General features: G+C 37.9%; 8 protein-coding genes. 4 read left to right on the top strand and 4 right to left on the bottom strand.

From position 1 onward, the window contains the following. Positions 1-153: 153 nt before the first annotated feature. Positions 154-2,934, bottom strand: a complete 2,781-nt coding sequence (locus FGD67_RS17760) for a transporter substrate-binding domain-containing protein (RefSeq protein ID WP_257172394.1) — start codon at positions 2,932-2,934, stop codon at positions 154-156. A 235-nt stretch (positions 2,935-3,169) separates the two neighbouring features. Between FGD67_RS17760 and cmoA the strand changes: the two genes are divergently transcribed. From cmoA to FGD67_RS17740, 4 genes are all read left to right on the top strand, one after another. After that, entirely contained in the window at positions 3,170-3,904 is a 735-nt protein-coding gene (cmoA, locus tag FGD67_RS17755) for a carboxy-S-adenosyl-L-methionine synthase CmoA (protein ID WP_257172393.1), read from the top strand. Between the two features lie 3 nt (positions 3,905-3,907). Further along, a complete protein-coding gene (gene cmoB / locus FGD67_RS17750) occupies positions 3,908-4,873 on the top strand; it encodes a tRNA 5-methoxyuridine(34)/uridine 5-oxyacetic acid(34) synthase CmoB (protein WP_257172392.1) in 966 nt (321 codons plus the stop codon). Positions 4,874-5,246: 373 nt separating this feature from the next. Next, positions 5,247-6,593 (top strand): anti-phage deoxyguanosine triphosphatase, encoded by a 1,347-nt coding sequence (locus FGD67_RS17745; protein WP_257172391.1) that lies wholly within the window; start codon positions 5,247-5,249, stop codon positions 6,591-6,593. Between the two features lie 845 nt (positions 6,594-7,438). After that, positions 7,439-7,837: a bacteriohemerythrin gene (locus tag FGD67_RS17740; RefSeq protein WP_257172390.1), complete on the top strand. Its 399-nt coding sequence runs from the start codon at positions 7,439-7,441 to the stop codon at positions 7,835-7,837. Between the two features lie 83 nt (positions 7,838-7,920). On the opposite strand, the gene FGD67_RS17735 is transcribed toward FGD67_RS17740, so the two are convergent. From FGD67_RS17735 to FGD67_RS17725, 3 genes are all read right to left on the bottom strand, one after another. After that, positions 7,921-8,307: a VOC family protein gene (locus FGD67_RS17735; RefSeq protein WP_257172389.1), complete on the bottom strand. Its 387-nt coding sequence runs from the start codon at positions 8,305-8,307 to the stop codon at positions 7,921-7,923. Positions 8,308-8,309: 2 nt separating this feature from the next. After that, complete coding sequence (locus FGD67_RS17730) at positions 8,310-10,142, bottom strand: serine/threonine protein kinase (RefSeq protein ID WP_257172388.1); 1,833 nt, start codon at positions 10,140-10,142, stop codon at positions 8,310-8,312. A gap of 716 nt (positions 10,143-10,858) precedes the next feature. Continuing rightward, the gene (locus FGD67_RS17725; RefSeq protein ID WP_257172387.1) at positions 10,859-12,433 is read right to left on the bottom strand and encodes a dihydrolipoyllysine-residue acetyltransferase; all 1,575 of its coding nucleotides are present in this window, start codon (positions 12,431-12,433) and stop codon (positions 10,859-10,861) included. Positions 12,434-12,436 lie beyond the last annotated feature (3 nt).

Here is a 12,436-nt window from a genome sequence, read left to right as displayed (position 1 = left end):
AAAATTCGAATAAGCTATTAATAAGCTACAGATAATGCACCATTACAGGTGACTTAACTCTATAACTTGTTACGATAAATTTTTGCCGACATTATAAAGCAATATAAAGCAAAGTCACCCGACATTGCCTTATATTACAAGTAAGAGGAATAATTAACTAATGGCACTGGTTTTACGATTAAAAATATAATGATTCTTACCTGCAGCTTTAACCTCGTACATTAATGAGTCAGCCACTTTTAATAAATCATTATCTGATTCACCATCATCTGGATACATGGCAATACCAATACTACAACCGATATTAGCGGTAACTTTTGACGACAACTTAATTGGCTGTTGAATAAGCTTTAAGACTTTGTCAGCGACATATGCTGCTTCATCTTGGTTATGTAAGCCAGTCAAAAGCAGTACAAATTCATCACCACCAAAGCGTACCACAGTGTCAGACTCTCGCACACAGCCTTTTAGACGGGACGCAACTTCAATTAATAACTCATCCCCAACATCATGGCCATAGTTGTCATTGATATTTTTAAAACCATCAAGATCAATAAAAAGCACCGAGATAAGGAGTTTTTGCCTACGATGAAAGGTGATCGCAGTGTTAAGTCGATCTTTTAATAAAACTCGATTCGCCAGACCGGTTAAATCATCATGTGTTGCCATGTATTTCATTTGTTTTTCTAGTTTTCTACGGCTTTTGATCTCAAGATATAATCGACGATTCCACACCATAATGATAATAATGATAATAACAATAAGTACACCGATTTGAGCGGCTACTCGTAAAACCACATTCTTATCTAAGCCGGTCTCAATACTAATATCAAACCACTTCTCATATATTCGCTGACTTTCAACATCAGAGAGAGTTAATACCGATTTATTGAGTATGGTCGCTAAAACCGGCAATGACTGATTAATCGCTAAATGATTGCCACTTCGGTCTACTTCATCAAGCACCGACATACCTAAACTGACTAAGCTTTCTTTTTTCAGTAACTCAGTCCCTGACGACAAACTATCAATAAAGCCGTCAACCATCCCCTTTTGTACCGCTAATAAACCTTCTTCACTATTGTCCACTAACCTTAAAGTAATTAATGGAAACTTCTTCCTAATCACCGAAACTAAATAGTAGCCTTTAGTAATAGCTAAAGCTTCGCCCTCAAAGTTTTCTAAGTTTAATTGCTTGCCTAATTCTCGCGGATGTACAATTACCCACGGCATACTCCAGTAGGACTCAGTAAAGAGTACTTGTTGCTTACGAGTTTCTGTTGCCATAACACTGCCAATAACGTCAACCTCTCCCTCTAACAGGGCTTGATATAAATCTTCAAACTTATTATAAGCAACATAATCAATTTTTAGATTAAGTCGTTGAGTAATCAATTGAAAAAGATCAGGATTAGTGCCTTTAAACTCACCATACTTATCAACAAACTCTATCGGTAGCCAATTTTTAGTTATACCAAATTTTACTACCGGGTGAGCTTTAACCCACGACGCTTCTTGTTCAGTTAACTCCAGCTGGGATAACTGACTTTTAAAAAAACCTGATGAGGTATCTAAATTCCATTTTTTCTCTAGAGCAATTAGATTTGCTAACGGTATTTCATCAAAACCTTCCACGATTAGTTGCTCTAACTCAAAATTAGTCTTATTTAAAGCGGCATGAACATCCCGCTTGAATCTATAACCGGGAAAGTGAAAATAAGTTGATTGCAATTGATTTTGCAGCAAATAATGTTCAATAACATCACTTTGGCCGGCAATAATATCAAGCTCGCCAAGTACTATTGCGGCAAATAATGACGGGTAGTCATCAAAATAAATAATATTGGCATTAAAAACATGCTTGTTAATATCTTTAACAAAATCCGGCGTTGATACTACACCAATATTTTTGTTTCTAATTTCTGAGATATGGCTAGCTTTATCAATTTTATCGGACAAAAATAAACTATAATCAATACTGTAGATAACAGGTCCTAAAGCACGATTCACCTTGTCTTTTTCATTACTTAAACTAGCGATATGAATATCAGCACTATCTTGACTTAGCTGATTAAGTTGATTTGGGTCAGCAACGACAAATTCGACCTCTAAGCCACTATATTTTGCCCACATTTGCCATAACTCAATAAAGAAACCTTGAGCATTTCCTGCAGCAGAGGTATCAGAAAAAGGCATCTGATTATTGAAATATGACAAAATAAGCACGTTGTCTGACTTATCAACTCCAAGCCATTTTATTTCTAAAGCCGACTTTTCTTCTGCTGATATTCTATCCAAACCTTGTTGAATAAAGTTAAGTAATGGCTTTTTACTTTTTGTGACCGCCGCGCCATAATCACTTACCTGATAAGAAATCCTAGCAAATGCCGGATATTTTTTATTGAGTAAATCATAATCAGAGAAATTTTTTGATAGTTTATCAACACCGGCAATTATCAATATTTCATTTTTCAGTGCGGCATTGTATAAAGTATGGCGGTCAGAAAATATTCTTAAGGTTAAATTAGGGTATTTAGCTTTTATCGACTTTTCATGACTCGAACCAGCAACAACACCAACAGCATAAGGTGTTAGTTGTGTAATATCTCTAATATGGGCAATTGAGCGATGTAGAAAAAGGTGTCGACTTTGACGAAAGAAAGCTGAGCTAAAATCAAACATTTCAGCTCTAAAGGAATTTTGAGATAAACCAGCATGAATATCGACCCGGCCATCTTGCACTTGTTTGAGCGTTTGTTGCCAATTCAATGGCACAAATTCGACCTTAACACCTTGCTTTTTTGCCCATAGTTGCCAAAGTTCCACCATCATGCCATCAGGATTGTTTTGTTTATTCACAAAATGATAGGGGTAAGATGTTTTGTTAATGGCGATGCGATATGTTTTGGTCGTATCCTGTGCAGAAACCGGCATAACCAGAAATAAGCACAGCAGAGCTAAGCTTGTTAATAATTGCTTGAAAGATCTTAGAACCAAGTTAAATTCTCATTATTTTTTATTTTTGCCAATAAGCGCTGATGTAAAATAAACAAAGACTAACAACAAAAAGCATAAATACATATTATCTACGCGTTGCAATGTTTATCGTTGAAAATTTCAGGTAAAATGCTCTTTTATATAACCTAAACGTTAGTATAGTTCCTACATCATGCAAGAATCAGACACCGATTTAATTTTTTCTAACAAACAAAGTAAAATCAAAGACTTTGCATTTGATGCTCAAGTCGTTGAAGTTTTTCCTGATATGATCAGCCGTTCAGTGCCTGGTTATAATACTATTATCGATACCATAGGTCGACTAAGTCAACGTTATGTCACCGATAATAGCCAAGTTTATGATCTAGGCTGTTCACTCGGCGCCGCAACATTAGCGATGCGTAAAGCTATTAGCGCAAAAAACTGTAAGATCATCGGCATTGATAGCTCTAGTGCTATGGTAGAACGTTGTAAAATGCATGTCAGTGCTTTTAAAGGCGACACGCCAGTAGAGATAATAGAAGACAATATTCTCAATATTGAAATTGAAAATGCTTCCATGGTAGTACTCAATTTTACTTTACAATTTATTGCTCCTGAGCAACGCCAGCAACTACTAACCAAAATAGCTGAAGGCCTTAAACCTGGCGGTTTATTGCTGTTGTCAGAAAAAATTGCTCACCCTGATAATGTTTGCAATGAATTGCTTATCGACTTACATCATGACTTCAAACGAGCAAACGGTTATAGCGAATTAGAAATTGCCCAAAAGCGTACCGCACTTGAAAATGTTATGCGTACCGACAATTTAAATACCCACCTAAACCGTTTAAAACTCGCTGGCTTTAATCATAGTGCGCCATGGTTTCAGTGTTTTAATTTCTTTTCTCTCATCGCGATTAAATAGCTCATGATTTCATTTAATAAGTTCTATCAAAAAATTGCCGGCAATCGTTTATGTCATTGGCTTGATACCTTACCTGCACAACTAACTCAATGGCAAGAACATCATTTACATGGTGAATTTGCACAATGGCAAAAAACGATTGCGGCATTACCTAAAACATCACCGTCAAGTGTTGATATCAGTTCTACCGTTCGTGCCGGCGAGCGCACAGATATTAATGACGGTGAATATAAACGCATAGAAAACCTACTGAAAAAATTTAAACCTTGGCGCAAGGGTCCGTACCATATTCATGGCCTGCACGTTGATACAGAATGGCGTTCAGATTTTAAATGGGATCGCTTAGCGCCACATATTAGTGATTTAAAGAATCGTTATGTACTAGATATTGGCTGTGGCAGTGGTTATCACTTATGGCGCATGCGCGGCGCAGGAGCAAAATTTGTTGTCGGTATTGATCCCACACAATTATTTTTAACACAATTTCAAGCCGTGCAACATTTTGTTCAAGACGATAACGTTAACCTACTGCCTTTAGGTGTCGAGCAACTCCCTGAGTTAAATGCCTTTGATACCGTATTTGCGATGGGTGTTTTATATCATCGTCGCTCGCCTATCGATTTTATTTATCAGCTAAAATCTCAACTGGCGTCTGGTGGTGAATTAGTGCTTGAAACTTTAGTGGTTGATGGTGATGAAAACACTGTTCTCGTGCCGGGTGAACGCTACGCTAAAATGCGTAACGTATGGTTCTTACCTAGCTGTGATGCAATGTGTGCTTGGCTTGAACGCTGTGGTTTTAAAAATATTCGCGTGGTTAATACTGACATTACCGCTTTAGACGAACAACGTAAAACTGATTGGATAGACACAGAATCATTGCAAGACTTTCTTGATCCAAATGATACTACTAAAACAATAGAAGGCTATCCGGCACCAAAGCGTGCAATATTTATTGCTAATAAATAAAACGGCTCAGCTAATAAAAATAATCGCCGCTATTACTTATCAATAGCGGCTTAGCATTTCATTAAAACTAACGCTTCGTTTATAACATCAAGACACCTTCCACTAAAACCATTAAAGTCATAGTGCTAGCTAGTAATGCAGCTATTAATTCCTGAGAGAACGGGCTATTTTAGTATCAGAAAAATATTCACTCGCAGCAATTTCACTAATACCGACACAAGAAAACAGCGAAAGCCCATTTAATAGAATTGAGCTAATCTATTTACATAATAGCCTCAATACCGTTATCTTTATCTAGGTATTAATTAAGTCTCTGTAAATACTCAAAACTATTGATATATTACAGTGAGCTCACAGTGAATGTAGAGGTATTATGGATAATCAATGGCTAGTAAGACGCTTAGAGCGAGTAGCACAACGACATCAGGATCATCGCAGCCCATTTCAACGAGATAGGGCGCGAATATTACACTCTGCTGCATTCAGACGCTTGCAATCAAAAACCCAAGTCATGGGCAGCGGTCAAAGTGATTTTCATCGCACTCGCTTAACGCATTCTCTAGAAGCATCGCAAATCGGTAGCGGCATTATTGCGCAAATTCGCTGTAAATATCCCGAGAAAAGTGCCCTTCTACTTCCTAGTGACGATAGCTTAATTGAGTCATTATGCCTAGCACATGATATTGGACACCCTCCATTCGGTCATGGTGGAGAAGTCGCTCTGCATTATATGATGCGTGATCATGGGGGCTTTGAAGGAAATGGGCAAACATTTCGTATTGTTTGTCATTTAGAGCCTTTTAGTGAACATTTTGGTATGAACTTAACCCGTAGAACATTACTCGGTCTAATAAAATATCCGCAAACATTAGATAACTTACAACAAAATACTCCCCAGGTATTACCAGCATCGTTTCGTCAGCTAGAAGCCTGTAAGTGGCATCCACCAAAAGGCTTGTATTTAGACGATATTGAAATGATTAATTGGGTGTTAGCACCACTATGCCATGAGGATAAAGCTATATTTCAGCAGTTTACAATTAACAGCAATAAACATAGCAAAACACAGTTTAAATCTTTAGATTGCTCAATGATGGAATTAGCTGATGATATCGCCTATGGCATTCATGATTTAGAAGACGCTATTGTTACTGGTGTGGTTAATCAGCAAGACTTTCATGAACATGTGATCAAAAAACTCTTAAAAATCGATGATAAATGGCTACATCAATATAGCCGAAGCTTAGCTGATAAATTGTTTAGTTCGCAACGATACCAACAGAAAGAGGCGATTGGCGGTCTAGTGAATTACTTGATAACAGCAGTCGAATTAATTGATATTAATGAAAGCAAAGCCTGTGATTTTCAAGAGCCATTATTACGATTTAATGCTGTACATCCAACTGTTGCAGCGCGGGTGCTTCAAATATTTAAAGATTTTGTTTATCACTATGTTATTAAGCAAACATCTATTCAGCAATTAGAATACCGCGGACAACAAATTGTCATGGAATTGTTTGAGGCTTTATCATCAGACCCTGAACGTTTGTTGCCGAAGAATACAGTAGCTCGATGGCAACATGCCAAACAAAACAACTTAAACCAACATCGTGTTATTGCTGATTACGTCGCAGGCATGACCGATGAGTATGCAACAAGGCTTTATCAAACCCTATTTTTGCCTATCGGACAAACCGGCTTTGGTAAACATGATTATTAAGCTATCAAATGATTATTTCATTAGCGATAATGAGCTAGTGAATAATCAGCTTTATATCTTGTTGTAATACTATTCTTATCCCCGCATACAATTTACGTATCCAACATGGAAACTAAATGACGCATAAACATAGCGTTAACCTGCTATCAATATCAAAAACTTAATAAAAATATTAACGGCTACCTTGCTAGCATCAAACTCTGTACCTATAGTGAAGAAGTAATCAAAAACAGCTTAGGCTTTGCTAAGAAGGTTTGTCGTGATAACGGCATGATTAATTACCATCTTGATGGCAATATCCAACAGAGAAAATGCTAATATTAGTGATGCCTTAAAATGCTTTTCTCAACTCTCCTACGCCTAGCTGCTAAATACAAAGACTTTCAAAGCTAAACACTATGAAATTATTGCCACGCATTCTAGGGGCTGTTGATCTTTTATTCTAGTCTCTGCTACTCGCTAATTTTTGAGATCACAAGGCGAAAAATGTGCGATGTAGTGCTCTACTTTAACAATTTTCAACGATGTTAAGTTGAAAATTAGCCATCGCCCCTTGGGTTGCCTTGAAAAAGCGTCAATCTTTGTTGGCTACAGGACCGTAGGTACTTAGTGTGAGCAGGAAACGCTAAGCTGTGCTTAATATGCATTTCGAGCAACCAAACATTATATCAAACGCCTCGATTGCCAACTTTTTCAAGCACAACAGAGCTTTAAAGTGAAAGATCAACAATCCCTAAAGGAGCTTTAGTATTTGAACTCATAGGCACATCGCAATATCAAACATATAAATCTGGACTAATCAGCTGATACTGATCTATCAAAATAACTAATGGCTTAATAATATTATGAAAAAAAAGCACTTAATCACTTGGGATACCGCATTTGAAGTGGGTATAGCCAGTATTGATAGCCAACATAGAACCTTAATCAATTATATTAATGAATTGGCATACACCATTGATAATAGAAAAATAAAGACAGAGGTTTCTACCTTATTTATTAAGCTTTACGAATACACTAAATTTCATTTTAAAGCAGAAGAAGCTTACTTTTTCACTTTGAATGAGAACGACTGCTTACTACATCAATTACAGCATAAACACTTTATTGAAGAGCTTGATAGGCTCATCGCCCTAAATGAAAACGAAACCTGTTCACAAGAGCAACTTTACCTTTTAACAGATTGGCTGCTTAATCACATTCAAGAAGAAGATCTAAAATTTTTACAGCAACATAAACCTTAAACAGTTCACTTACCAAAGCCGTCGAAACAAAATAAAATAAGCACTATCAGAAAGAACTTAATTCACCATCATTGAGACTGACATCACTCGATACTCATTTTTTGATAAATAGCACAAACAGCTCCCGCGGGGTCTTTAATTAAGGCATATTTATCATTGCCCATGCTTTTTAGTGCTGATACTAAACTGCCACCGCTTTCCTCTACAGGCTTAATCGATACCATAATATCGGCTACTAAAAAGTACGGTAGCCAAGCGGGTGGAAGGTCTTTATTTATACCTTTAGCATGGCAAACGCCTGCAACAGCTTCATTGCCACTCGGCTCAAGCATGGCATAATCATCATAATCACCCATAGAAATATTATCAGCTTTCCAACCAATCACCTGTTGATAAAATGACTTTACTGTTTCAGCATTCTCAACAGATAAATCAAGCCATGCCATCGTAGCAATTTTATTATCATGCATTTTTAGCTCTCCATTTTTTGCTTTGGATTTCTGGGATAAAACTTATCCGGCAAGCTACTTATATGTTCAAAAAAACGTGTGTCTTTATAGGGTAGTTTCATAAAGCCAGAAATACCAAAGCCATTTATGGTAGGCAATAACGCTAGTATTTCAGTTAAGCACTGTTTAAATTCTGCTTCTTTATCATGGTTTAACAGCATTAAATAACTATGAATTTTCAAATGTTGTGGTAATACTTCAAAAATAATACACCCAGTATGATGAATTTGGTTTAAACGCGCTAACACTGCCATAATTTCATCAGGTAAATATAAATATTCATCAGGGTCTTTACCATCCTCAAAGTATGAATGGAGCCGAGTAATATCATCAATAACAGCAACATCACTGACATCATAATGTATGACTTGACTTGGTAACGCTCGAAACGGCTCATCTTCATTATCACGTTCAACATGCAAAGTATTGCGGGCATTAAACAAGCAACTTTTAAAAACCCCGACTCTAAATATGCCTTGAGCCAGCCTTACCATATTATTTACCGCACTTTGGAATGAGGTTTTTAATTTCGGATCAAACAGTGATAAGTTTGAATCGATATAAACACCATCTTTTTCCCAACGCACAGCTAAGCCACCAACCACAGGAAAATTAGCTAAACGGCCTACAGCGGCAATAAAGGCTTTCTCGGTATCGCCCATACCCATTAAAAAATTCTTAAAATATTTCTCCAGCTGCATGTCATCGATATCACTTAATTGCTCTTTATCTGATGACTCTCTGAGAAAAGATTTTCGCGAACCGTAGACCACAGTGTCCATATCCTTTTGGTAGTTTTTACACCAAATAGGTACCAAAGGTTTAATCTCAACGGGTAATGGCGGTTCGGCCATAACGGTATTTTTTAGCAGCGCTAAATGCTTAAAAAGATAATCGCCGGCCTTATTACGCGTCTGTCGCTCTTCACTGAGCATACCAGATAGTATTTGCGCGAGTAATTTAGGTAAACCCAAAGATGATGGTGTGATCACCGCACTACCGTAACGACAAGATTGGCCCGAGGCTAACGCATATAAAGTGGCTGCCAATCCTTGTTCATCAAAACGTGGCGATGACATTTCACCACTAATTTGTTCATGGCCAATAAAGTACACATCGCCCAATCGAGCATTACTATTTTGTAAATCACTACTCATCAGGTCCATAATATTATTCGCGGTCGTTTGCCCACGAACATCAAGTTGTGCAGGAACTGCAGAGCCCCAGTCAACAAGGTAAACTTTCTCTGTTTCACTATCAAAAACCACGTTGGACGGTTTTATATCACCATGAACATAAGGCTTACCCTTATAATGTTGCTTGCTGTCTCGTAAATAGATTAAGATTTCAACCAATTGTATCGCTATTTTTACCACTAACTCACTGGGCAACGGGCCTCGCTGAAAAGATAGCTTTTCTAAGTCTATACCTGGAGCACGTTGCATATGAACAATGGATTGACGTTTGATTTTATAATACTCAAAAACCTTCGGAATACGACTATGGGTAAATTGCTTTTGTAAGTCAGCCTCTTCAGCAAGACGGTCTTGTACATGTAAAGGTAAATTAATACGTGAAAATTTAAAAACATGAGCTTGTCCTTGTTCATCTTCACCACCAAAAACAAAGCCATAGGCTCCTTTACCTATTAAAGCAATATTTTGATAACCTAGTAACAGCAATTGCTGCTGACAAAGCTCAACCCATTGTTTTAACTTGGTTGCATCTTTGCTGTTTAACAAATAAATCGACTGTTCTTCAGCGATATAAAAATGTTGAAGCTTATTTTCTGCCACTTACGTCCCTTAACTGCAATGTACAAAACTCAATTAAATTATCATTGATATTGGCTTTAAATGATATGACTTATTAAAATAGGGTTTTAACATCTAAGCAGAATATGCTGTCTCCAAATGTCTATGTTGAGTCTCTCTGCTTTATTCGTGATGCGAATAGACTTTATTTAGCAAATTGCTTATACCCGTTATTAATGATGATTAATTGATAACGGGCTTTTTTTACCCCTGTTATCTTCCTAACAATCCTTTGCTATCAACATAGATGCTCTACACGACTGTAAGTCATTAGCATAATGCGGCAGCAATTATCGAGATGTGCTATTGCCTTGAAAGACAGGATGTCTGAGAAAGCCCTAAACATCGTCGCTCTTTCACATCGACATACACGGAGGTATTAATGCCGTGCAGCCAGGGATGGCTAAGAATGGTCATGTGACCGCGACATTGCTTACATGGATGTAAGTACTTAGGTTATGTCTGGAACCAATAACCTGACCGTACTTCCTGTACATCGTCACTCTTTCACATCCATGTGACCGCGACATTGCTTACATGGATGTAAGTACTTAGGTTATGTCTGGAACTAATAACCTGACCGTACTTCCTGTACATCGTCACTCTTTCACATCCATGTGACCGCGACATACCGTACTTCCTGTACATAAAAAAGCCTGCGATAAAGCAGGCTTTTAATGATCGAATTTCAGAAAATACTAAGACATATGCACTAACATATTGCTTGGCTCTTCAAGGAATGATTTCCATAAATTACAAAAACGCGCAATAGTACCACCGTCAATTGTACGGTGATCGCCAGACCAACTTACTTGCATAATTGAACGAGCTTCAACTTCGCCTTTGTCATTAAAGCGAGGTAATTTTTGTAGCTTACCTAACGCAACAATCGCAGATTCAGGCTTGTTAATGATAGGTGTTGCCACCGTACCACCAATAGCGCCAATATTTGAAATAGTAATCGTGCCACCTTTTAAATCAGCGGCAGGAACTCGACCTGAGCGGGCATCATTCGTTAAGCGGGTAATATCAGTGGCTAAGTCTAAAATAGATTTAGTTTGCACTTGCTTAACATTTGGCACTAACAAGCCTACTTTCGAATCAACGGCCATACCAATGTTATGGTCGTCGAAATATGTTAACTCTGTACAGTCTTCATTAACTTGCGTATTCACTAACGGGAATTGTTTCAACGCTAAAGACATCGCTTTCATAAAGAAAGGCATCATGGTTAATTTAATATCTTGCTTAGCATAAACTTCTTTAAGTTCACCACGCAATTTAATCAAATTCGTCATATCGATTTCTTCACAATAAGTAAAATGAGGAATAGTCGAGACAGAATTCACCATGGCTTTTGCCATTACCGCTTTAATACCGCGAATTGGCTCAACACGTGTGCCACCTGTAACCGCGCTAGCAGCTACGGTAGGAGTTGCTGAAACTGCTGGTGCTTCATTAAAAGCAACAACATCTTCTTTGTAAACACGCCCTTTTTTACCACTACCTGGAACTTGATGAATATTAACATCTAATTCACGAGCAATACGGCGTACCGCAGGGCTTGCCACAGCTTTTTCATTTACTACTTTACTGGCTACTTTTGCAGGTGCAGTTTTAGCAGCTACAGGAGCTTTAGTTACTGCAGCTTTTGCTGTCGGTGCTGGTGCTTCAACTACAGGGGCAGCCGCAACTGCTTGCCCTGTTGCGGCAATTTCAACCGCAAATAAAGGCGAATGTACTTTAGCAATTTCACCTTTAGCATAATAAAGTTTAACAACTGTACCGTTATGCATAGCTGGAATTTGCACTAAGGCTTTGTCCGTCATTACATCGGCAATCGGTTGATCTTCTTCAATCACATCGCCTTCAGCAACTAGCCATTCAACTAATTCACATTCAACAATACCTTCACCAATGTCCGGCAAAATAAAGTCTTCTACTTGGGTACCTGAAACAGGTGCAGCACTTTCAACAACTGCTTGAGCTACTGGTACTTCAGCCACCGCTTCAGTTACAACTGGCGCACTGTCACCTTCAGGTGTCATAGCAAACAATGGCGAGTGTACTTTAGCAATATCGCCTTTGGCGTAATAAAGCTTATCAACCACACCTGAATGCATCGCTGGAATTTGTACTAAAGCTTTATCTGTCATCACATCAGCAACTGGCTGATCTTCAACAATCACATCGCCTTCTGCTACTAGCCATTCAACCAGTTCACATTCAACGATACCTTCACCAATGTCTGGTAATATAAAATCAATGCTCATGCT

This window comes from Colwellia sp. M166 (assembly GCF_024585285.1).
Taxonomy (GTDB): Bacteria; Pseudomonadota; Gammaproteobacteria; order Enterobacterales; family Alteromonadaceae; genus Cognaticolwellia.
Note: the sequence above shows the minus strand (reverse complement) of the source record. Positions and strands in the feature narration are given on the sequence as shown.

What these genes read in the sequence shown, in the direction of transcription:
- cmoB (WP_257172392.1), top strand. Translation starts at nt 3,908, where the DNA reads ATGATTTCATTTAATAAGTTCTATCAAAAAATTGCCGGCAATCGTTTA.
- cmoA (WP_257172393.1), top strand. Translation starts at nt 3,170, where the DNA reads ATGCAAGAATCAGACACCGATTTAATTTTTTCTAACAAACAAAGTAAA.
- FGD67_RS17760 (WP_257172394.1), bottom strand. Translation starts at nt 2,934, where the DNA reads ATGCCGGTTTCTGCACAGGATACGACCAAAACATATCGCATCGCCATT.
- FGD67_RS17735 (WP_257172389.1), bottom strand. Translation starts at nt 8,307, where the DNA reads ATGCATGATAATAAAATTGCTACGATGGCATGGCTTGATTTATCTGTT.
- FGD67_RS17740 (WP_257172390.1), top strand. Translation starts at nt 7,439, where the DNA reads ATGAAAAAAAAGCACTTAATCACTTGGGATACCGCATTTGAAGTGGGT.
- FGD67_RS17725 (WP_257172387.1), bottom strand. Translation starts at nt 12,433, where the DNA reads ATGAGCATTGATTTTATATTACCAGACATTGGTGAAGGTATCGTTGAA.
- FGD67_RS17745 (WP_257172391.1), top strand. Translation starts at nt 5,247, where the DNA reads ATGGATAATCAATGGCTAGTAAGACGCTTAGAGCGAGTAGCACAACGA.